This window comes from Serratia quinivorans (genome assembly GCF_052113645.1).
Taxonomy (GTDB): domain Bacteria; phylum Pseudomonadota; class Gammaproteobacteria; order Enterobacterales; family Enterobacteriaceae; genus Serratia; species Serratia quinivorans_B.
The window spans coordinates 186,632-208,187 of the sequence record NZ_JBIEIU010000002.1 but is presented as its reverse complement, the minus strand read 5'-3'; the positions used below and the strand labels follow the sequence as shown (position 1 = coordinate 208,187).

Genomic DNA, 21,556 nt, shown 5'->3' with positions numbered 1-21,556 from the left:
GCGGCCCCCCAATTACCGCCTACTGATAAACGATCTCGCCTTTCGGCTCATAGGCCGCCGCGTCCAGCGGTGAATGCTTCTCGATGTATTGCTTCAAGACTTCGGCATCGATAAAGCCGGTATTGACGTAGCTTGGCAGGGTATCCAACTTCGGATAGCCGTCACCACCCAATGCGTTGAAGTTCAGCGTCGCCATGCGGTAGGTTTTATCCGCCTGCAACGGCTCACCGTTGATTTTGACATTGCTGACGCCCTGACCGTCCGCCGTTAGGCTGACGTTGGCAAACTGCGCATAGGCCCCGGAATCCACCTTCATGTTAGCCACCACCGCCAGATATTTTTCCACCTCGCTGCCTTTCATCTCGACGTAGACCAGCGTATTGCCGAACGGCTGCACTTTGAGCACGTTCTTGTAAGTGATGTCGCCGCCTTCAATCGAGTCGCGCACCCCGCCACCGCTCATCACCGCAAAGTCGGCCTCGGCACGCTCCATCTGCGCCGCCAGCAACACGCGCGCCAGGTTGGTTTGAACAAAGCGCACCTTGCTGCGATCGCCTTCCAGCTTGCCGTTGACGCTGCCAATTTTCACGTCCAGCTGCGCCTTGCCCTTTTCCTGGAACGGCGTCAGCAGCTTCATCATCGAAGGATCTTCCGCGATCTGCTGGGTGTAATACACGCGCTCGCTGGTGCCGTCGGCTTTCTCCACCTTCTTCTTCAGATTGATCGGGATCAGTTGATAATGCACCAGCTTCAGTTCACCGTTGCGGAACTGGAAATCGGCGCGGCCCACGTACTTGCCCCACTCGTGCGCCTGCACGATCCAGGTCCCGTTCTGACGATCCGGCGAGCACGGCGTGCCCGGCACATAATCCACCTGCTTGTGGTTCTCGCCGGCCATGCAGACCGGATCCTGCGAATGGCCGCCGACGATCATGTCCAGATAGCCGGCAGGCAGGCTGCGCGCCATTTCTACGTCGCCAGGCGCGTTAGAGCCGTGGTTGCCGTCATCGTAATGGCCCATGTGCGTCGCGGCGATAATCACGTCCGGCTTTTCGTCCTTACGCAATTGCTCCACCACCTGTTTGGCTTCCTGAGCCGGGATACGGAATTCGATATCGGTAAAATATTCCGGGTTGCCAATCTTGGCCGTGTCATCGGTGGTCAGGCCGATCACCGCAATTTTGATCCCCTGCTTGTCAAATAAGGCATAGGGCTTGAACAGACGCTGCTGGGTGCTTTTCTGATAGATATTGGCCGACAGCAGCGGGAAAGTGGCCCATTTTTCTTGCTGACGCAACACGCTGAGCGGGTTGTCGAATTCATGGTTGCCGATCGCCATCGCGTCGTAACCCACCAGATTCATGCCGCGAAAATCCGGCTCGGCATCTTGCAGATCGGATTCCGGCACGCCGGTATTGATGTCCCCGCCCGACAGCAGCAGCAGGCTGCCGCCCTGCGCCGCAACTTCCTGACGGATGCTGTCCACCAGTGTTTTCTGCGCACCCAAGCCATATTCGCCGTGATCGTTCTGCCAGAAATGGCCGTGGTGATCGTTGGTGTGCAAAATGGTGATGTCGTAGGTCTTATCCTTTTCCCAGGCGCTGGCGGCTCCCGACAGGAAAGTCAGGGATACGGCCAGTGCGCATGCGGTGGTTTTTAACGAAAAGCGCATGGCGGAACTCCATATGATCATTAACGGCTTTTTTGAGGTGGTCGAAATTGTAGCGCGAAACAAACGCCTTTGATTTCAAATTTTTGCGATGTGCGTCAAATTATGTCGGATATGGCAAAAAACGAACAACTTGCTAAGATGTCTGCTCTGTCCTCTAAAACTTACCAGGCTAATAATAAAATGACCGACCGTAGCGATACTGCCCTGCCACCGGCCAAAGGCAGCGCGGTTAAAGGGACTGCATTCTCGATCCTTGGTGCCATCAGCGTCTCTCACCTGCTCAACGACATGATTCAATCGCTGATCCTGGCGATTTACCCGATCCTGCAGGCTGACTTCAGCCTCAGCTTCGTGCAGATCGGCATGATTACGCTGACCTATCAGCTAACGGCATCCTTATTACAGCCGATCATTGGTCACTATACGGATAAACACCCGCAGCCCTATTCGCTGCCGATCGGCATGGGCTTTACCCTGTGTGGGCTGCTGCTGCTGTCCGTAGCCAATACCTTCCCGCTGGTGCTGCTGGCGGCGGCGCTGGTCGGGACCGGCTCTTCGGTGTTCCACCCGGAATCCTCCCGCGTCGCGCGCATGGCCTCCGGTGGCCGACACGGCCTGGCGCAGTCGTTGTTCCAGGTCGGCGGCAACTTTGGCAGCTCGCTCGGGCCACTGCTGGCGGCGCTGATTATTGCGCCTTACGGCAAGGGCAACGTGGCCTGGTTCTCGCTGGCCGCGCTGCTGGCTATCGTGGTGCTGCTGCAAGTCAGCAAGTGGTATCAACAACAGCACCGGGCAACAAAAGGTCAGCCAAAAGCCGCCTCTACGGTGAAACCGCTGCCAAAACGTACCGTTATCTATGCTCTGGGCATCCTGCTGGTGCTGATTTTCTCCAAATACTTCTATCTGGCCAGCATCAGCAGCTATTACACCTTTTATTTGATACATAAGTTCGGCGTTTCGGTACAGAATGCGCAGCTTCACCTGTTCGCCTTCCTGTTCGCCGTGGCCGCAGGAACCATTATTGGCGGGCCTCTTGGCGACAAGATAGGGCGTAAGTATGTTATTTGGGGCTCTATTCTTGGTGCAGCCCCATTTACGCTTGCTTTACCCTACGCATCTCTCTACTGGACCGGCATTTTGACCGTCATTATAGGGGTAATTCTCGCCTCGGCGTTTTCGGCCATTCTGGTTTACGCTCAGGAGCTGATCCCGGGGAAAGTGGGCATGGTTTCCGGCTTATTCTTCGGTTTTGCTTTTGGTATGGGGGGATTAGGCGCAGCCGTTCTTGGTTATGTCGCAGATTTGACCAGTATCGAATTGGTCTACCAAATCTGTGCTTTCTTGCCACTGATCGGCATTATCACCGCATTACTGCCTAATATGGACCATAACTCGCAGTAACCCCGCTGGAACCCGGCTGAAACATCGCGCTCAGTCGGGTTATCTTCCGCATAAACCCACGTTATTTGACTTATTTAGTGTTAAATCCCCTTACTGCCCTACCCAAAGCGGAATCCTCTGCTTTTTCTCACAAAAGCCCAATTTAGCTAAGCAAGACGCGAACAAATGCAATAAACTAAATGTATCTTTTCGTAACTTTGTTGCGTTTCCCCTCTGCTGCCATGCATAGCTAGAAGGAGTCTGGATGCATAATTCAACACCGCTAATCACCACCATTGTCGGAGGGTTAGTACTCGCCTTCCTCCTCGGTATGCTGGCTAATCGCCTGCGCATCTCACCGCTGGTGGGGTACCTTGCCGCAGGCGTGCTGGCCGGCCCTTTTACCCCAGGTTTTGTTGCCGACACCTCGTTGGCTCCGGAACTGGCGGAAATCGGCGTGATCCTGTTGATGTTCGGTGTTGGCCTCCATTTCTCTCTTAAAGACCTCCTCGCAGTAAAACATATCGCCATTCCCGGCGCCGTGGCGCAGATTGCCGTCGCCACCCTGCTTGGCATGGGGCTGTCGAAGCTGCTCGGCTGGGATTTGATTTCCGGTCTGGTGTTCGGGCTCTGTCTGTCCACCGCCAGTACCGTGGTGCTGCTGCGGGCACTGGAAGAACGGCAACTGATCGACAGTCAGCGCGGGCAAATCGCCATCGGCTGGCTGATCGTAGAAGATCTGGCGATGGTGCTGACGCTGGTGCTGCTGCCGGCATTCGGCAACATGATGGGCAATGACAACGCCAGCAGCAGCCAGCTGCTGATTGAGCTGGCGATGACCATTGGTAAAGTCATCGCCTTTATCGCGCTGATGATTGTGGTTGGCCGCCGCCTGGTGCCGTGGATCCTGGCGAAAACGGCCAGCACCGGCTCGCGCGAGCTGTTTACCCTGGCGGTATTGGCCTTGGCGCTCGGTATTGCCTATGGCGCGGTGAAGCTGTTCGACGTTTCCTTTGCTCTCGGGGCATTCTTCGCCGGCATGGTACTAAATGAGTCGGAGCTGAGCCATCGCGCCGCCCACGACACCTTGCCGCTGCGCGATGCCTTTGCCGTGCTGTTCTTTGTGTCGGTCGGCATGCTGTTTGATCCGATGATCCTGATCAACGAGCCGTTGGCGGTGCTGGCGACGCTGGCGATTATCGTGTTCGGCAAATCGGCAGCGGCCTTCCTGCTGGTGAAAATGTTCGGTCACTCGAAACGCACCGCCTTGACCATTTCCGCCAGCCTGGCGCAGATCGGCGAGTTCGCCTTCATTCTGGCCGGCCTTGGGATCACGCTGGGCATGATGTCGGAGCACGGCCGCAATCTGGTGCTGGCCGGGGCCATCTTGTCGATTATGTTGAATCCGCTGCTGTTCACCCTGCTCGAGCGTTATCTGGCCAAAACCGAAACCATGGAAGACCAGATAATGGAAGAGGCAGTCGAAGAAGAGAAGCAGATCCCGGTCGATATGTGCAACCACGCGCTGGTGGTCGGTTATGGCCGCGTCGGCAGCCTGCTGGGGGCCAAACTGGCCGAGGCCGGCATTCCGCTGGTGGTGATCGAAAACTCCCGCCCGCGGGTGGAAGCCCTACGCGAACAAGGCATCAAAACGGTGCTGGGCAACGCCGCCAATCCTGAAGTCATGGATCTGGCGCGACTCGACTGCGCCCGCTGGTTGCTGCTGACCATCCCCAATGGTTACGAGGCCGGTGAGATCGTGGCTTCGGCACGCACCAAGCGGCCGAACATCGAGATTATCGCCCGTGCGCACTACGATGACGAGGTGTCGTATATCTCCGATCGCGGCGCGAATCAGGTGGTAATGGGCGAACGAGAAATCGCCAACAGCATGCTGAATATCCTTAAGCTAGATACGCTGAGCGAAGAAGAGAAACTGGGCGGCTGCCCGATCTGATCAACGAAACCAGATCCGCTAACCCGCTTTTTAATCTGCAATAACAGAACGGCTGCCATAACAGGGAGCCGTTTTTTTATGCCACTTTCTGCAGCCCTGCCGAGTTTTGACGAGCGGATCACTGATAACTCAGATTGACTTGCACCACGCTGACGAAGGTACCGCTGCCGCTCAGGCCCTTGGGGCTGTAGATGCGCGCGGTCAGGGGAAACTCCGCTTTGCGTGCCTTATCGATGTCCACTGACAGGCTGGCGTTATTGGCCAGCATCAGGCTGCTGTCGGCATTGCTCAGCTGCAATGCCACGCCGGTGGCGGTGCCGCTGCTGGCATAGGCTTTGCTGTCATCGGGGGCCGGCGTGCCGGTGAAGATCAGGGTGACCTTGCTGGTGCTGGGCGGGCAACTGCTCAGCGTCAGGCTGAAGGCCTTCCAGGGGCCGCCGGTTCCGGCCTGCTGTAGATCCCGCCGTTGCAGCTTGCCCAATTCCAGAGACTGATTAAAGCTGGCATCCACCGTGCAGGGCGTGGCGGTGACTCTGCCGCTGATGGTCACCGCGGCGGCCCACACCGGTTGCCCCCAGACGACGCTGAAAACAGCCAGCGCGATAATGCAGGTTTTCATCCTGATAGCTCCTTGAAACGGGATCATTGGTAGGTGAAGGACACGATGATATTGCCGCTGACAGTACCGGGCGTTGCCGCGCCTTTTGCGTAAATCTGCACCTTTTGGGAAAATTTGGCAGTGTGGGTCAGGCTGTCGACGGCCACTTGCCGGGTGGCGTTGGGTTTAATCTCGATATCTGTGCCATCCAGCATGTAAAGGACCACCTGCGTGGCGGTGCCGGTATTGGCAAAACTGTTTGGCGACAGGGGGGAAGCTGTACCGCCATAGCTGGCAGTGACCTTGGCGATACCGGCCGAGCAACCTTCCAGCTCCAGATCAAAATTCACAAAGGGGCTGCTGTCCCCATTTTTTGATAACTTGAGCATATCAATGTCCGGTAACACCACGTTGAGTGGGTTACTGCCTTTAACGGTACAGGAGCTGGCAACGACGTTGCCGCTGATATTCACCGCCACTGAATCGGCCTGTGTCAGCGGGGAGATAAACAGGCCGGTCAATCCCAGCCAGAACAGGGCGTTACTGCTGATTTTGTACATTTTCCTCTCCTTGGATTGGGGTTCATGCGATAAACGCATCATTACTGATAGGTAATATTCAGGGTGGCGCTGCTGTTGGCCTTGCCGGGCGTCACCGACGTCTTGGTCTGGTAATAGCGGGCGGTGAACGGCAAGGTTTCCTGACCGCCGGGGGAGGTTTTCAGCAGGATGTTGTTATTGATTTTCAGTGGAGTGCCGCCGTACAGCAGCTGTACGCCCAGGCCGCTGGCGGTGCCGGTCTGCCCGGTGTTGGTCAGGGCCAGCACGCTGGTTTCGCTGGTTTCGGTGTTCTGGGTACCGGCCAGGGCGACGTTGATTTTGGCCTCTTTATCGCAGGTCAGGCCGACATCAAAGCCTTTGTCGCCGACGGTGGTACCGATACCGGTGAATTTGATGTCAAGAACGTCGCCCAGCGGGACGTTGATGCTGGTGCTGCTGAGGCTGCAAGCGATGGCGGTGATATTATTGGTTCCTGTTGCTACCAGGTTGGTGGTAACCCAGGGGGCCTCGACGGTGGGGATTACGCTCACGCTCGCCCAGGTTCCGGTGGCTAAATCACCGGATGATACTGGCCCGGTTTTAATTAATTCAACCAGCCAAACGGCCTGCTCCATGTACCAAGAACCCTTAATATTAGGGTTACCTCTTTGGTTGGCGATATATACATAGTCAGTGAGGGACGGCGTTTGCCGAAAAGTAACCCGGACTCCGATACCCGCAACATTGGTGGCGGCAATGCCATTGATCGGACTCCAGCCATTGGTGTAGTTGAGTGATACGAATGACCCTACACAATCATTCGCTATAGTTTCATATGAATTATTGATGGTCACCAACTTACTGGCGAGCACGGTGCCTAAAGGCGTGTCTCGTTGAATAATCACATCGCCAAAACTGACGGTTTGTTGCTTGTTCAGCCAGTCATTATACGGGTAGCAGGCTATCACCTGGGTGCTGTACATTGCCCCCAGCCCCAGTATGCAGAGGAGTAACAGGGGCGGAACTGGCCGCTTTTTTGGGCTTGCCTCGTTTTTCTCCGCTAACGCTTTCATTTGCTCTTTCACTGACACACCCCATTCATCTGCACCACGCCGCCCGGCGGCGGGGTGCCCGGTAATTGATAATTGACCCGGCAGCGGCCGCCACGGCCGTTGCCCCATTTCACCCGCAGGCTGCCGCGTTGGGCCACCCCGCTCAGGTACACCTGGCCGCCGTCGCCGACAATGCTGCCCTGCATCGCCTGCGGGTCGGCGTCGCTCACCGTGGCCCCGAACGGCACCGGCTGCCCGTTGGCCTGGGTCAGCGTCATCAGCATGCGTGCGCCAATCCGCGGCCGGAAGTCGGCCCGCACAATCGCCCCACGCGTCGGTGTCACCCGCTGGCTGCTCTGCGGCAGGTCCACGTCGTCCGCCAGCGTGCCGGCGTTCAGCGCCACTTCGCTGCGCCGGTACGGCGACAGGTACGGCACCAGCGCGTAGCCGCGCCAGTCGGTACGCACCCCGGTCTGGTTGGCGATGCTGGCCCCTGCGGCACCCGGGGCGGCCACCAGGACCGCGGTCTCGCCCAGCGGCTGGCCGAAGGTGACGCCGTTGCGGTGCGCCACCACGCTGCCGTTCAGCCCGTAATTCAGCCGCCGGGTGTTGCGGTCATACGCATAGCCGGTGGCCACCTCGCCGTAGGTGCCGCGATAATTGAGGTTGGCGTTGCCGCCGTAACCCTGCCCGCGGGTGGCGTAGGTCTGCTGCACGCCCCAGTTCAGGCTGTTGTCCCGCAGCGCCACGCCGCTCAGCCCCAGGTTGTGGCTGGTCGCGCCACCTTGGGTGTTGTTCAGGCTGTAGTTGACCCAGGCGCTGTTGGTATCCCACAGGTTGAGCGGCACATTGATGTTCAGGGCAATCTGCTGGTCATTGCTGCGGGTCGCCCCCTGGGTGTTGCGGTTGTAGCTCCAGTTGACGCCGTAGCTGATGCCGCGCCAGCTGTTGCTGTAGCCCAGCCCCAGCGACGCCAGGCTGCGGTCGCTGTTCCAGTAGTCTTCGCGCACCGCACTGAACGACAGCGTGCCGGCGCTTGGCCCCAGTTGCTGGTTCATGCTCAGCTCGGCCCGGTTGCGCCGCCGCTCGTTCAGCCACAAGGGCGCGTCGGCGGTGCGCCAGCCGTCCAGCACCTCGGTCAGGGAATAAAACCCGGCGGTCGAGTAGCGGTAGCCGGCGATGGCGAAATTGGTGCCGGTCTGCACCAGGTTCTTGCTGTAGCGGGCCCGCCACGACTGGCCGGTGGCGCTTGCCCGGTCTTTGGGTTGGCTGCGCGACTGGGTCACGTCCAGCGAGAGCGCGCCCCAGTCACCGAGGTTGTTGCCGACCCCCAGTGCCGCCGACTGATAGTGTTGTGCCGCCTGCATCCCGCCATACAGCGTGGTGTTCCACGGCAGGCCGTAAATCGCCGTGCCCTGCATCAGCCAGCTCTTGTCGACGTTGCGGTCGTAACTGCGGTATTGCCCGCCGGTCAGGCTGTATTTCAGCCGGCCTTCGCGCTGCAGCACCGGCAGGGAGGCGAAGGGCACCACCAGGTGCTGTTCGCTGCCGTCGGCCTCTTTGACGGTCACCTGCAGGTCGCCGCTGCCGCCGGTGGGGTACATGTCGCTGATGACAAAGGCCCCCGGGGCGACAAAGGCGCGGTAGATTTCATAGCCGTTCTGACGCACCACCACCTCGGCCTGGGTGCGGGCGATACCGCGCACCACCGGGGCGTACCCGCGCAGGCTGTCGGGCAGCATCTCGTCATCGGACGCCAGCTGCAGGCCGCGAAACGGCACCGCATCAAACACCTCCGCCGGGGCGCTGCTGTCGCCCAGCGTCAGCTGGCTGCGCAGGCCAATCAGGTCGCGCTGGGCGTAGGTGTAGACCGTGTCCCACCGGTCCTGGCCGTCGCTGCTGCGACGCCAGGTGGTGTAGTTGCGCAGCCGCCAGGGGCCGGCATTCAGGCCGGGGCGCAGGTTGGCGTACTGGCTGTCGCTGTTGCCGGCCCCGCGCCCGCCGTTGTCGGCGGTGCTGTTGTCGCCGCTCAGGCTGTAGTTGAGTATCAGGGCGGTGATGCCCTCGTCCCACTGTGCCGGCGGGACATAGCCGCGCGGCTGGCGGTCCAGCGCCGCCTGGGGAATGCTCAGCAGCAGTTGCTGGCTGTCGAACAGCAGGCGGGCCCCGGCCTGGGGAATGGCGGTGAGGTCGGCGCAGGCCGCGTCCGGGGTGCCGAGCGCCGGAAACTGCGCCACCCGCACGCCGTACCCGGCCAGGTCGGCCACGCTCAGGCAGGGTTGCAGCCCCTGGCCGTCGGCCCCGGCGGTAAAGCGCAGCATCCGGCTGTCGACCTGGCGGTCGTTAATCAGGATATCGACCTGGTAGTCCCCCGGCAGCTGGCTGCCGTTCTCTTCAAAGGTCGCCAGGCTGCCGACGCCCTGCTGCGGGCCGTCCAGCTCCAGCAACGCCGGGTTGAAGTAATCCCGCGCCTGCACCGGCAGCGTGCCGGTCAGGGCCAGGGCTATCAGCCACGCCAGCCGGCTGGGGAGCACCGGTCTGCGGGCCGTCCGTATCTGTGTCTGTGGTTGTCTTCTCACGTCACGTCCTTGTTGTCGGGCGGTTACGCGCCCTGTGGGTGAGGATATGCCGGCGGCTTACTCCTGCAGCCGGCCCTGTTGCAGCGCCCCGGCGCCGCCAAAGTCATTGATGACCCGCCAGCTGACCGCGGTGCCCGTCGTGGCCGGCAGGCTGAAGCTGGCGGTGCCGTGCGGGGCGACATAGGTGGCGTTTTTCACCTCCTGGCCGTTCAGGGTGACGTTCTGGAAATTCATGTAGAACGGCGTCGGGTTGCTGACCGTCAGCTGCGTGCCCTGACGACGCCAGGTCAGTGAGCCGGCCACGTCCTCGGGCAGCCCCTTCAGGCCGGCCGGGCGGTAAATCAGTTTGATGCGGGTCTTGACCGCAATCTGCAGGGTGTTGTCGCGTCGCTCCGCCGAGGGAATGGCCTTGACGTTGAGCCAGTACATCGCTTCGCGGTCTGCCGGCAGGTCACCCCCGACCCGCACCACGCGCAGCACGTTCTGGCGACCCGCCTCCAGCCGAAACAGCGGCGGGGTGAGGATGAAGGGGGCTTTTTCGGTGTGGCCGTCCTGCGGCTCGACCCAGGACTGGATGAGGTAAGGCAGCGCATCCGGGTTGTTGACGCTGAGTGAGGATTCTTTCTTGTCGCCGTCGTACACCAGCCGGGTGGCACCGACCACCACGCCGGCCTGCGCCAGGCTGCTGAACATCATCACGCCGCTGCACAGCGCGGCAAACCCGTATTTCATGGTGCGGTCTCCGAAAAAAGGACGGCCTGCGCCGTCCGGGGTGGGAAAAATCAGTTGTAGATGATGGTGAAGTTGGCGGTGGCGTTGGCCGTACCGGCCCCCACGCTGGCCGCGGTGGCGATATAGCGGGCGGTGAAGTCCAGCTTGTTGACGATGTCTTTGGTGGCGTCCGTCTTGTCGCCCTGCTTCAGGTCATAGTTGCCGGACAGGCCACGCATCGGCACCGGGTTGCCGGCCTTGTCGGCGATTTGCACGCCAACCCCGGTGGCCACACCGGCTCCGCCGGCCTCGGTTAACGCCAGCACCTTGTCATCGCCGCCGACCGGGTTGCCGTCGAAGTTGACGGCGGCGGTGGCGGCCGCCGGGCAGGATTTGACCAGCAGGGTAAACTTGGTGGCCGGGGCGGTGGTGCCGGCGCCGCCGAAGGCGCTGGTGCTGATTTTACCCAGCGGCACCGTCAGGGCCGCGCCACCGATGTCGACCACACAGGCGGTGTCGGTGATGGAGCCGGTGAAGTTGATGACGCCGTCAGCGGCGAAGGCCGCGGAGGTGGACAGGAAGGCCGTGGCGGCCAGGGTGGTGGCCAGTAATGTTTTTTTCATGAGCATAATTCCTTAATGCCTGTGACTCAGCACAAATTTCCATTAACCCGTTGATAGGGTTTCCTTTTTTGTCGTCTGGCTCGCCGGTTTTCCCGGGAAGATAAGGAGACATTTTGAACCAAAGTGTGACATTTCGTATTTCATGCTACTCACGACGCGATGGAATGACAGAAACAGAGGAAAACACCATGGACGGTGTTTATTTGGTGTGAATGACCAGTTTTTATTTGTCCGTTGAGGAAAATGAGAGGCAGCGAGGTCGCTTTATGTGTTATCGGGACATACAGGGGAGAAAAGGGGTGAACGGCAAATATTCGTGTAACCAATTGATATTTTAATAGTTGCGGGTGGGATTAAAATGAAAGACAGGCGGGTATTGACTTTTTTTCGGGGGATAATTAGCTTATGTGTCAGTTTGGTTCAAAAAGTTACATTTTTATCCTCGTTTTCTGGCGCGTTTTCCGCGTCCCTGACCGGCTCTTTTTTCTCCTGCCACAAATGTTTAAAACGTCCCGCATTGGCGGCGGTGTACAGCACGGTATGCTGAATATTGCGGTGCCCCAGATAATCCTGAATTACCCGCGTGTCGGCGCCGTTATCGGCCAGGGCATAGCCGCAGGCATGACGCAGCATGTGCGGGTGGGCGGCGACCGTCAGCCCGGCCTGTTTGCCGTAGGCTTTCAACATGCGGTAAATGCGCTGGCGTGACAGCCGGTAGCCCTTCTGCGACAGAAACAGCCACTCTTCATCTTCCAGGTTGCGGCAGGACTGGCGTTTTTCCAGCCAGCGGGCCAGCAGGGCTTTCTCGGTGGCTTCCAGCGGGTGGATGGTGGAGAGGCCGTTTTTAAGGCGGTTCATGTAGAGGCTGCCGCTCTCCATGTCCAGGTCGTTGATGCGCAGGCCGTTGAGTTCACTGACGCGACAGCCGTGGATGAAGCCCATCCAAATCAGGCAACTGTCCCGTTCGGGTGCGCGGCCGACGGCGGCCTGTTGCAACAGGCGGGTGACCTCGTTGCGGGTCAGGTGCTTACGGTGGGCGTGGTTTTTTTGCATGCTTTTTCCTCGAAAAGACCGGGGTCGGCAAGAGGCCAGGCCCGGGCGTCGGATGTTAATACCAGATGACGCGCAGGGAGTATAGTGCAGGTTGGGTAAACGGAAGCGACAGATTGCGGGCGTAAACAGGTGTGACTGGGGATTGCGAGGTTGCGGTTTAGGGTAAACCTCAGGCGGCTGACAACCGCGCGAAAGGGCTAAAGCGCCAGGGGTCGAACAGGTTCGACCCGATCTAATTCCTTGATTTTGCTATTGGGCGCAGCATGCAGCGCCCCTGCCATTAAACAACACTTTTGCTTTTTACCGTTCCCAGTAAGACTCTTCCAGACTGTCTTCCCGCTCCGGCAGGCCGCGCGTCAGGCGCGGTGAATGTTGGTTCAGCACCTGATAGCTGACGCGGTTGGCGTATTTACACACCTGCGCCAGCGAGGAGTAGGTCAGGTAGCTGCGGACGTGCTTGCTGGAGTTAGGCACGTTATTGCGGTGATAACCGTTGGCGGCGATATCATGTAGCAGCGCCGACAGCGCACCATCACCGGCGCCGTTGGTGTTCATGATTTTCTCCGGCCCACCCATGTAGGGTGCAATATGCGAATAGATGCGGAACGGGTTCTCACAGCTTTCGCGGCGCATGGCGCGGCTGAACTCATAGCGGTTAAATTCGGCAATATGCCCCGGCAACAGCGGATGCTGAGTTTCCCGCTTGTTGGACTCTTCGGTATAACCCGCCATATACAGGCCGTTTGGCCCGGCGGTGCACAACACCAGATCCACCCATTCGAGGGCCATGTCAGAAGCGGTCAAGGGATCGCTCAATCCGGTCAGTTCCAGCGCTTCATCTTCGTTCATCGCCAGAATAGACACGTGTTGTTTCAGGAAGTCGCGCCACCATTGCGGGTTGTCGGCGATCACGTACTTGGTGCCCAGGGTCAGAACCACCGGCACATCGTGCTTTTTGGCAAATTCGATGGCCTGCATGGTGGCCGCCGGCATCGGCTCCCCTTCCTTGCAGCGCACCAGGTATGACGTCAGCACCAGCGCCGAAGCACCGGCAATCACCTCTTCCTTCACGCTTTCCGGCCGCAGTTGGTTCATCTGCCCAGGGCTGATGGCGAAGGTACGTTCACCGCTTTCGCCGATCAGCGTGAAGCAGCGGCCAATAGCGCCATCAACCGCCTGCAGGTGGTTGAGGTCGGTTCGGCTGGAGGTGTTGCACAGATAGCGATAGGCGTAGCTGCCAATCTTGATATTGCTGCACATCACGCCGAGCAGGACCGAGCGGTCATCCGCCAGCACCGAATAATTGTGCAGAGTATTGCCGATGGTGCCGCCGGCAAATTGGTGAGTGATCAGATTATTGTCGATCAGTTCCTGATACAGCGCCTCGGCGACGTCATCCTCAATCACCAGGGAGTGCCCCAGACTCAGGCCATAGCGCTGGACGAAGGCGTCATCCACTTTGGCTTCGATATCCACCAGCGTTTGGTCGATACCGACGACATAGGAGGTGCTGATTTCATTTTCAGGCTGAGCCTGCTGCAAGAGCGGATCGCGGGCGTTCACCGGAAAATAGTGTTTGGACTTACGTTTACCAGGAAATTTCATTTAATTGGCGGCAGTGGCAGTTAACAGGCAGAGAATGTTAGCACATTCCTGCCCGATTGATGATGACTGTCACTCTTTTGCACTCTGGGATCAGAAGCGCTGCGCCACCAGTTGCTGCATCATATCAATGTGCGCCGGCTCATCGTTCAGCGCTGAAATATACTCGAACTTCTCGCCACCGGCCCCGAGGAAAATCTCGCGGTTCTGTTCTTTGATTTCTTCCAGCGTTTCCAGGCAATCCGCCGAGAAGCCGGGGCAGATCAGTTGAATATGCTTGATGCCCTGCGCCGGCAACCCTTTGAGGGTTTCATCGGTATAAGGCGTCAGCCACGGCTCACGGCCAAAGCGCGACTGGTAGGTCATCATGACCCGGTCCGGTGCCAGCGGCAAGGTGGCGGTCAGGGCACGTAATGTATCTTCGCAACGCTGCGGGTAATCGTCGCCCAGGCGCGCATAACGCTTCGGAATGCCGTGGAATGACAACACCAGCCGATCCGGTTGACCATGCTCAGCGAACGAACGCTCAACGCTTTGACGCAATGCGGCAATGTAGGCCGGGTGTTCGGCATAGTCGCGGATAAAGCTGATCGACGGCAGGCGACGGTAGCCTTTCAATATGCGGGCCACTCCGTCCCAGACCGCAGCACTGGTTGAACAAGAATATTGCGGGTACAACGGCAGCACCACCAGATTGGTCACGCCCTGCGCCAACAGTTTGTCTATCGCTTCCCCCAGGCTCGGGGAGCCGTAGCTCATGCCCAATTCTATCGGCGTGTTCGGCATACGTGCAGCCAAGGCGCGCTGCTGACGGCGGCTGTAGACCAGCAGTGGCGAACCTTCGTCCATCCATACCGATTGATACAGCTTGGCAACCCGTGGCGAACGGATCGGCAGGATCGCCCCGTTGAGGATCGGCCACCAGATCAAAGGTGCGGTATCCACTACGCGGTCATCACTGAGGAATTCCTTCAGATAGCGTTTTACCGCCGACGAGGTCGGAGCATCCGGCGTGCCCAGGTTCACCAGCAATACCCCGTGTTTCTCTTGCTTCATCTCAGTTCCCCTTGATTCCTTGCAAGCTAACCCCCCGTTCTGGGTCAGGGGGTTAACCTCGATTAATGGCGCCTATTGTAACGGAAAAGCGCCTCGCCGGAACCGATATCAGCAACAGGCATTGCCCATCATGAAGGGGATTGATTTTAGCGCTGCGCCAACCGCCAAACTGCTGCCACGTTGCGCGCCGTGACCTCCAGATTATCAGCAGCCTCCGCCAGCGCCTCTTCCAGCGAGACGACGCGGTCAAGCACCGAAAAGGCGGCGTCAATGCCATGCTGGTGCACCACCTGGTAATCTTTCGCCAGGCTGCCGGCAATACCGATCACCGGCAAGCCATAACGCTTGGCCACCCGCGCCACGCCAATCGGCGTTTTGCCGTGGATGGACTGGCTATCCAGCCGCCCTTCTCCGGTGATCACCAGATCGGCATCGCGTAACGCGTCTTCCAGCCGTAAGGTTTCAATCACTATCTCAATTCCCGGCCGCAGCCGGGCGTTAAGCATGCCGAGCAGTGCGGCCCCCATGCCGCCCGCCGCACCGGCTCCCGGCGCGTTGATCACCTCACGACCGGTGGCCTGCTCCAGCAACGTGCCGTAATGGCGCAACGCCGCATCCAGTTGCGTGACCATCTCCGGCGTAGCGCCCTTCTGCGGGCCAAACACCGCCGAGGCCCCGTTAGCGCCACACAAAGGATTATCCACGTCGCAGGCGGCCGTGACGCTCACCTGCTGCAGACGCGGGTCCACCCCGGAAAGATCAATGCGCGCCAACTGCGCCAGCGCTGCCCCGCCCGGCGAGAGGGGTTGCTGCTTGTCATCCAGCAGCTTCGCCCCCAGCGCCTGCATCATGCCGGCACCGCCGTCGTTGGTGGCACTGCCGCCGATGCCAAGAATAATCGCCTTAACGCCGCGTTCCAGCGCCGCCAGGATCAGCTCACCGGTGCCGTAACTGGTGGTCATGCGCGGATCTCGCTGCCCCTTTGGCGCCAGATGCAGCCCGGAAGCCGCCGCCATCTCAATCACGGCGGTGTCTCCCTCCCCCAGTAAACCGTAGAAGGCCTGCACCGGCTGGCCCAGCGGCCCAGTGACCTCGACCCTGACGATTTCCCCGCCGGTGGCCGCCACCATCGAATCCACCGTGCCTTCGCCGCCGTCCGCCATCGGCAACTTTACATACTGCACCTGCGGGAAAATCTGGCGAAAGCCGCGCTCGATGGCCTCAGCCACCGCCAGCGCACTCAGGCTCTCTTTAAACGAATCCGGGGCAATCACCACTTTTTTCAGCGTTTTCATCACTCTTCCTTATCCCGCCAGATTAAATACGCCAAACATCAGCGCCGAGACGGCCGCGATGGTAAAGCCGATCAGTGTTTCATAAGGCAGCAGCTTCAACCGTTGGTGCACGGCCATATTGACGCTGCCGCCGGTGGCGTGGAAGAAGCTGCCGTGTGGCAGGTGATCCAGCACCGTCGCACCGGCATGGATCATCGCCGCCCCCGCCAGACCGCTGACGCCCAGCTCCAGCAAGGTACTGCTGAAGACGCCAGATGCCACGGCAGTGCCGGCGGTCGTCGACGCGGTCGCCATCGACATCAGCGCCCCAGAGAGCGGTGCCAGCAGCCAGGCCGGCATGCCGGTGTGGGTCAGCCCGTTAATGAGCACGTCCTTCAGCGCCGAGTTGGCGATAATGCCCGCCAACGTGCCGGTACCGAGCAGCATAATCGCCACCGGTGCCATACGGGCCAGGCCGGAAACCATAAACTGATTGCACTGGCGGATGCGGCCCATCAGCAACGCCCCCGCCAGCCCGCCCACCGGCAGCGCTATCAGCGGATCGATGGCGATACCTGCGATCGGCCTCAGCGACAGCAGAACAATGGCGACCAAGGGTGCGCTGATCGCCGCAGCAAAGCCCGGACGGTCACCTTCGGCTTGCTGCGTCAGTTCCTCGGCCATCACCTTGTCGCCCTTGTCGCTCAACCGGCGGGCCAGCAAATAGGCCACGACCAGCCCGCACAGGCCAGGTACGATGCCGGCCATCATCACCGAGGTCAGCGGTACGTGGAAGTTGTCGGCCGCCGCAATGGTGTTAGGGTTTGGCGACATCACGTTACCGGCCTTGCCGCCGCCGATCATCGCCAGCAGGATCGCCGCGCGCGAGATCCCGGCTTTCTGGGCGATGGAGAGGGCAATTGGCGCCACGGTGATCACCGCCACATCGATAAATACACCGACCGCCGTCAGGATCAGTGTAGCTACCGCCAGCGCCAGTAGCGCACGGGTTTCCCCAACTTTGCGGACGATGGTTTCGGCAATGGTGTGCGCCGCACCGGATTCGATCAACACTCCGGCCAGCACCCCCGCCGCCAAAATGCGCATCACCGCGTTGGTAATGCCCTGGGCGCCGGTAATCATCAGCGTCACGGTCTGCACCAGATCGGCGCCGCCGCATAACCCGCCCGCCAGCGCACCGGCTATCATGCCGTAAGCGGGCGGGACCTTACGTAAAATCAGGACGATAGCGACGACCAATGCCACCAGCGCGCCCAGCGTGGATACCGTTGTCATTATTATTTTCCCCGTTGTTGGTGTGGGGAGAACATATCCTGAGCGTCGGTGATTAGCGTGAGGGAAAGCCACAAAAACCCGCGCGTCTGTGCGCCGAAAAGTTGTGGTTTTACACAACTCAGTCGTGCATCAGCATGCCGATATACAGCTGCAAGGCGTCAGTTAACTGATTGATTTTTAATCCGGTAATGGCCTCAATTCGCTGCAGGCGGTAACGCAGCGTATTGACGTGGATATGAAGCTCGGTGGCGGTCTGCGTCTGATCACAATTCCGCGAAAAATAGTGCCGCAGGGTGCTGCGTAATACCCCTTTGTCATCGTGATCACTCAAGATCTGCCAGGGACGAGAAAGCTCCTGCGCGCGCCAATCCTCCCCCAGATCGCACAACAATGACGGCAACGGGTGATCTTGATAGAACAGCGTTTTGTGGCGCAGTTTCAACCGTTGCGCCATCGCCTGCGTGGCACGCGCCGTCAGATTTGAGCGGTGTAACCCGGCCTCGCCGTCAAAGAACCCGCCGATAATCAGCCGCAGATTGAAGCGCGACTGAAGCTGACTTTGCAGCTGCTGCGCCTGCTTGCGCTCCTGTTTCAAACTCCACGCCCCCTGCACCAGACTGGCGGGACGCAGCAAGATCATTTCGTTGAAACCGGTGATGGCGATCAGCGCTTCGCGCTGGGTGTGCTCCAGCTCCGTCAGCAGTTCACGCAGCAGGTGTGGCTGGGTATCCTGCAATTCCACGATCCACACAATACGCGGCTGTTGCAGGTCCAGTCCCAGATAGGCGGCCATCGCCTCCAGCGATCCCGATGCCGGCTGCGGTTGCAGCAACTGGTTCGCCAACTCCTCGCGGTAGCGTTTTTCCCACTGGTTTTGATCCAGTAACGCCGCCTGCTCTACCATCATTTCGGCCGCCATTTTCACCAGTTCGGCATAGGCACGTACCTGCGCAGGCTCACCGGAAATGCCGATCACCCCCACTTGCCGGCTATGAAAACTGAACGGCAGGTTGATGCCGGGGCGCACGCCTTTCAGGTGCGCGGCGGTCACCGCATCGATTTCCACCACCCGATTCTCCGTCAGCGCCAGCACCGCACCTTCATGGCGCTGGAACAGGCGTGAGGGATTACCGGAGGCAATGATGACGCCGTTGTTGTCCATCACGTTGACAGAATGGCTGATGATGCTCATCGCCCGTTGCACAATCTGGCGTGCGGTCGATTCTGCCAGCAAATTGGTTGGTCCGAGCATGCGGAGGATCCCCGAGGGTTGCGTTGGGGGCAGTTATACGCCATTTATCGCAGGGGATTAAAGGGCTCTGGCGCAACAAGCCACGGCGATCACAATTCGGCGGAAAAATGGCAAAAAAAACGCCAGGCGGATAAGGCCTGACGCTATGCACAGCAATGAAAAACCGATCAGCCGAGGATGGTCGCCAGTTCAGCGCTCACTTCGGTCACTTTACGGGTGCCGTCGATTTTACGGTATTGGGTGTTGCCGGCCGCAGCTTCTTTGCTGTAGTAGGAAATCAGCGGTGCCGTCATCTGATGGTATTCCACCAGACGTTTACGCACGGTTTCTTCCTGATCGTCTTTACGAGTCGTCAGTTCTTCACCGGTCGCGTCGTCTTTGCCTTCCACCTTCGGCGGATTGAATTTAACGTGGTACACGCGGCCAGATGGCGCATGTACACGACGGCCAACGATGCGATCGATGATCAGCTCGTCCGGCACGTCAAATTCCAGCACGTAATCCACGTTGATGCCGGCTTCTTTCATCGCATCAGCCTGTGGAATGGTGCGCGGGAAACCGTCCAGCAGAAAACCTTTACGGCAATCTTCCTGGGTGATGCGTTCTTTAACCAGTGCAATTACCAGCTCATCGGTCACCAGCTTGCCGGCGTCCATGATTTCTTTCGCCTGCTTGCCCAGTTCACTGCCGGCCTTCACGGCTGCGCGCAACATATCACCCGTAGAGATTTGCGGAATACCGTATTTCTCCATGATGAATTGAGCCTGAGTACCTTTACCAGCGCCCGGAGCGCCCAGCAGAATGATACGCATTGCGTAAATCCCCTTGCTATGTAGTTTTTATAAAATTGCGAAAACGCTCAACCATACCATTTCAGGGGGGGCCGGCTCAAGGTACGCGAGGAAATCGATTGCGGGACCACGGGGAGAAAGTAGAGCATAAAACGCGGAAAATCGGCAGAAAAAACAAAAAAATACGCCCCTAATCCGGGGATTAAGGGCGTATATACTCGGAATTATGCGGACAACAGTTTATTCATGCGACGGATAAACTGATTTGGATCCTCCAGCGTACCGCGTTCAGCCAGCAGCGCCTGATCCAATAACAGGTCAATCCACTCGGCGAATTGTTCGTTATCGCCCACATCGGATGCGCGTTTGACCAACGCATGCTCCGGATTCAATTCGAAAATGTATTTCACGGCCGGCGCTTCCTGGCCCGCAGCGGCAAACAGTTTTGCCATCTGGGTGCTCATTTCGTCGGCATCGGTGATAACGATAGCCGGCGTATCGGTCAGGCGGTGCGTCAGACGCACGTCCTTCACACGATCGCCCAGCAGGGTTTTCACGCGGTCAACGAAAGGCTCCAGTTGCTTCTCGGCAGCCTTCTGCTCTTCGGTTTCATCCGCCAGTTTGTCCAGCGCGTCGTCCGCCTTGCTGACGGATTGGAACGGCTTGCCGTCGAACTCGGTCAGGTAGCTCATCATCCATTCGTCGATGCGGTCGGAAAGCAGCAGCACTTCGATGCCTTTCTTGCGGAACAGCTCCAGGTGCGGGCTGCTCTTGGCGGCGGCATAACTGTCGGCCGTGATGTAATAAATCTTCTCTTGCCCTTCCGCCATGCGGCTCACGTACTCTTCCAGCGAGACGGTTTGCGCCGAACTGTCATTCTGGGTCGACGCAAAGCGCAGCAGCTTGGCGATGGCTTCTTTGTTGCCGCCATCTTCTGCCGGGCCTTCTTTCAACACCAGGCCGAACTGCTGCCAGAACTTCTGGTAGCCTTCCGCATCGTCTTTAGCCAGTTTTTCCAGCATCTGCAGCACGCGCTTGGTCAGCGCACCGCGCAGGTTCTGCGTCACACGGCTGTCTTGCAGGATCTCACGCGAGACGTTCAGCGGCAGATCGTTGGAATCTATCAGGCCACGCACGAAACGCAGGTAGTTCGGCATGAACTGCTCGGCGTCGTCCATGATGAACACGCGCTGCACGTACAGCTTCAGGCCGTGTTTGTGATCGCGGTTCCACATGTCCCATGGCGCCTGGGCCGGGATATACAGCAGGCTGGTGTACTCCTGCTTGCCTTCCACCCGGTTGTGGCTCCAGCTCAGCGGATCGGTAAAGTCGTGCGCGATGTGCTTGTAGAACTCTTTGTACTCTTCGTCGGTCACGTCAGCCTTGCTGCGGGTCCACAGGGCCTGCGCCTTGTTGATCTTTTCCCAGGTGACAGTGCCGTCTTCTTCGTTTTTGCTTTCAATCTCAACCGGCAACGCAATGTGGTCGGAATATTTGCCGATCACGGAACGCAGGCGCCAGGCGTCGAGATACTCATCTTCGCCTTCGCGCAGATGCAGGGTAATTTCGGTACCGCGATCTTCTTTGCTGACGTCGGCAATGGTGTAATCGCCTTCGCCGACAGATTCCCAGAACACGCCTTGATCGGCCGGCGCGCCCGCGGCACGAGTGCGCACGGTGACTTTATCCGCCACGATGAACGCGGAATAGAAGCCCACGCCGAACTGACCAATCAGTTGGCTGTCTTTAGCCTGATCGGAACCGATGGACTCCAGGAAGGCTTTGGTGCCCGATTTGGCAATGGTGCCCAGGTTTTCAATCACTTCCTCACGGCTCATGCCAATGCCGTTGTCGGCAATGGTCAGCGTACGCTGCTCTTTATCGAAGGAAAGACGCACACGCAGTTCGCCATCCCCTTCATACAGCTCTGGCGTCGACAGCGCGCGGAAACGCAGCTTGTCGGCAGCATCCGAGGCGTTGGAGATCAGCTCGCGCAGGAAAATTTCTTTATTGGAGTACAGCGAATGAATCATCAAATGAAGCAGCTGTTTTACTTCAGACTGGAAACCGCGGGTTTCTTGACCTTTCATACTCATTGATTACCTCAAATACACTAACGAC

17 protein-coding genes are annotated in these 21,556 nt (G+C 59.0%); 2 read left to right on the top strand and 15 right to left on the bottom strand.

What is annotated here, in order from left to right:
- Positions 1-19: 19 nt before the first annotated feature.
- Positions 20-1,672 (bottom strand): bifunctional UDP-sugar hydrolase/5'-nucleotidase UshA, encoded by a 1,653-nt coding sequence (ushA, locus tag ACGS9J_RS06235; protein ID WP_442230137.1) that lies wholly within the window; start codon positions 1,670-1,672, stop codon positions 20-22.
- A 180-nt stretch (positions 1,673-1,852) separates the two neighbouring features.
- Between ushA and ACGS9J_RS06230 the strand changes: the two genes are divergently transcribed.
- Both ACGS9J_RS06230 and ybaL read left to right on the top strand, forming a co-directional pair.
- Positions 1,853-3,073, top strand: a complete 1,221-nt coding sequence (locus ACGS9J_RS06230; RefSeq protein WP_442230136.1) for an MFS transporter — start codon at positions 1,853-1,855, stop codon at positions 3,071-3,073.
- Between the two features lie 244 nt (positions 3,074-3,317).
- Complete coding sequence (ybaL, locus tag ACGS9J_RS06225; protein ID WP_442230135.1) at positions 3,318-5,009, top strand: YbaL family putative K(+) efflux transporter; 1,692 nt, start codon at positions 3,318-3,320, stop codon at positions 5,007-5,009.
- A gap of 118 nt (positions 5,010-5,127) precedes the next feature.
- Here ybaL and ACGS9J_RS06220 read toward each other — a convergent pair whose 3' ends face one another.
- From ACGS9J_RS06220 to htpG, 14 genes are all read right to left on the bottom strand, one after another.
- The gene (locus tag ACGS9J_RS06220; RefSeq protein ID WP_442230134.1) at positions 5,128-5,628 is read right to left on the bottom strand and encodes a fimbrial protein; all 501 of its coding nucleotides are present in this window, start codon (positions 5,626-5,628) and stop codon (positions 5,128-5,130) included.
- A gap of 23 nt (positions 5,629-5,651) precedes the next feature.
- Complete coding sequence (locus ACGS9J_RS06215; protein ID WP_442230133.1) at positions 5,652-6,167, bottom strand: fimbrial protein; 516 nt, start codon at positions 6,165-6,167, stop codon at positions 5,652-5,654.
- A gap of 41 nt (positions 6,168-6,208) precedes the next feature.
- Positions 6,209-7,129 (bottom strand): fimbrial protein, encoded by a 921-nt coding sequence (locus tag ACGS9J_RS06210; protein WP_442230132.1) that lies wholly within the window; start codon positions 7,127-7,129, stop codon positions 6,209-6,211.
- Between the two features lie 98 nt (positions 7,130-7,227).
- Positions 7,228-9,753, bottom strand: coding sequence for a fimbria/pilus outer membrane usher protein (locus tag ACGS9J_RS06205; protein WP_442230309.1), 2,526 nt, complete (start codon positions 9,751-9,753; stop codon positions 7,228-7,230).
- Between the two features lie 81 nt (positions 9,754-9,834).
- A complete protein-coding gene (locus tag ACGS9J_RS06200; protein ID WP_442230131.1) occupies positions 9,835-10,509 on the bottom strand; it encodes a fimbrial biogenesis chaperone in 675 nt (224 codons plus the stop codon).
- 50 nt (positions 10,510-10,559) lie between these two features.
- A complete protein-coding gene (locus ACGS9J_RS06195; protein WP_442230130.1) occupies positions 10,560-11,111 on the bottom strand; it encodes a fimbrial protein in 552 nt (183 codons plus the stop codon).
- Between the two features lie 420 nt (positions 11,112-11,531).
- Positions 11,532-12,164, bottom strand: a complete 633-nt coding sequence (locus tag ACGS9J_RS06190; RefSeq protein WP_442230129.1) for a tyrosine-type DNA invertase — start codon at positions 12,162-12,164, stop codon at positions 11,532-11,534.
- Positions 12,165-12,464: 300 nt separating this feature from the next.
- Positions 12,465-13,769, bottom strand: coding sequence for an inosine/guanosine kinase (locus ACGS9J_RS06185; protein ID WP_182821823.1), 1,305 nt, complete (start codon positions 13,767-13,769; stop codon positions 12,465-12,467).
- 90 nt (positions 13,770-13,859) lie between these two features.
- Positions 13,860-14,822: a ferrochelatase gene (gene hemH, locus ACGS9J_RS06180; RefSeq protein ID WP_442230128.1), complete on the bottom strand. Its 963-nt coding sequence runs from the start codon at positions 14,820-14,822 to the stop codon at positions 13,860-13,862.
- Between the two features lie 146 nt (positions 14,823-14,968).
- Positions 14,969-16,117 carry a glycerate kinase gene (locus ACGS9J_RS06175; protein ID WP_442230127.1) on the bottom strand — a complete coding sequence of 383 codons (1,149 nt, stop codon included), beginning with the start codon at positions 16,115-16,117 and terminating at the stop codon, positions 14,969-14,971.
- A gap of 9 nt (positions 16,118-16,126) precedes the next feature.
- Positions 16,127-17,392 (bottom strand): GntP family permease, encoded by a 1,266-nt coding sequence (locus ACGS9J_RS06170; RefSeq protein WP_442230126.1) that lies wholly within the window; start codon positions 17,390-17,392, stop codon positions 16,127-16,129.
- Between the two features lie 118 nt (positions 17,393-17,510).
- Positions 17,511-18,644 (bottom strand): sugar diacid recognition domain-containing protein, encoded by a 1,134-nt coding sequence (locus ACGS9J_RS06165; protein ID WP_442230125.1) that lies wholly within the window; start codon positions 18,642-18,644, stop codon positions 17,511-17,513.
- Positions 18,645-18,811: 167 nt separating this feature from the next.
- Positions 18,812-19,456: an adenylate kinase gene (gene adk, locus ACGS9J_RS06160; RefSeq protein ID WP_442230124.1), complete on the bottom strand. Its 645-nt coding sequence runs from the start codon at positions 19,454-19,456 to the stop codon at positions 18,812-18,814.
- Positions 19,457-19,659: 203 nt separating this feature from the next.
- Positions 19,660-21,525 carry a molecular chaperone HtpG gene (gene htpG, locus ACGS9J_RS06155; RefSeq protein WP_442230123.1) on the bottom strand — a complete coding sequence of 622 codons (1,866 nt, stop codon included), beginning with the start codon at positions 21,523-21,525 and terminating at the stop codon, positions 19,660-19,662.
- Positions 21,526-21,556 lie beyond the last annotated feature (31 nt).

What these genes read in the sequence shown, in the direction of transcription:
- ACGS9J_RS06200 (WP_442230131.1), bottom strand. Translation starts at nt 10,509, where the DNA reads ATGAAATACGGGTTTGCCGCGCTGTGCAGCGGCGTGATGATGTTCAGC.
- hemH (WP_442230128.1), bottom strand. Translation starts at nt 14,822, where the DNA reads ATGAAGCAAGAGAAACACGGGGTATTGCTGGTGAACCTGGGCACGCCG.
- ACGS9J_RS06195 (WP_442230130.1), bottom strand. Translation starts at nt 11,111, where the DNA reads ATGAAAAAAACATTACTGGCCACCACCCTGGCCGCCACGGCCTTCCTG.
- ACGS9J_RS06170 (WP_442230126.1), bottom strand. Translation starts at nt 17,392, where the DNA reads ATGACAACGGTATCCACGCTGGGCGCGCTGGTGGCATTGGTCGTCGCT.
- ACGS9J_RS06230 (WP_442230136.1), top strand. Translation starts at nt 1,853, where the DNA reads ATGACCGACCGTAGCGATACTGCCCTGCCACCGGCCAAAGGCAGCGCG.
- ushA (WP_442230137.1), bottom strand. Translation starts at nt 1,672, where the DNA reads ATGCGCTTTTCGTTAAAAACCACCGCATGCGCACTGGCCGTATCCCTG.
- adk (WP_442230124.1), bottom strand. Translation starts at nt 19,456, where the DNA reads ATGCGTATCATTCTGCTGGGCGCTCCGGGCGCTGGTAAAGGTACTCAG.
- htpG (WP_442230123.1), bottom strand. Translation starts at nt 21,525, where the DNA reads ATGAAAGGTCAAGAAACCCGCGGTTTCCAGTCTGAAGTAAAACAGCTG.
- ACGS9J_RS06190 (WP_442230129.1), bottom strand. Translation starts at nt 12,164, where the DNA reads ATGCAAAAAAACCACGCCCACCGTAAGCACCTGACCCGCAACGAGGTC.
- ybaL (WP_442230135.1), top strand. Translation starts at nt 3,318, where the DNA reads ATGCATAATTCAACACCGCTAATCACCACCATTGTCGGAGGGTTAGTA.
- ACGS9J_RS06185 (WP_182821823.1), bottom strand. Translation starts at nt 13,769, where the DNA reads ATGAAATTTCCTGGTAAACGTAAGTCCAAACACTATTTTCCGGTGAAC.
- ACGS9J_RS06175 (WP_442230127.1), bottom strand. Translation starts at nt 16,117, where the DNA reads ATGAAAACGCTGAAAAAAGTGGTGATTGCCCCGGATTCGTTTAAAGAG.
- ACGS9J_RS06165 (WP_442230125.1), bottom strand. Translation starts at nt 18,644, where the DNA reads ATGCTCGGACCAACCAATTTGCTGGCAGAATCGACCGCACGCCAGATT.
- ACGS9J_RS06210 (WP_442230132.1), bottom strand. Translation starts at nt 7,129, where the DNA reads ATGTACAGCACCCAGGTGATAGCCTGCTACCCGTATAATGACTGGCTG.
- ACGS9J_RS06220 (WP_442230134.1), bottom strand. Translation starts at nt 5,628, where the DNA reads ATGAAAACCTGCATTATCGCGCTGGCTGTTTTCAGCGTCGTCTGGGGG.
- ACGS9J_RS06215 (WP_442230133.1), bottom strand. Translation starts at nt 6,167, where the DNA reads ATGTACAAAATCAGCAGTAACGCCCTGTTCTGGCTGGGATTGACCGGC.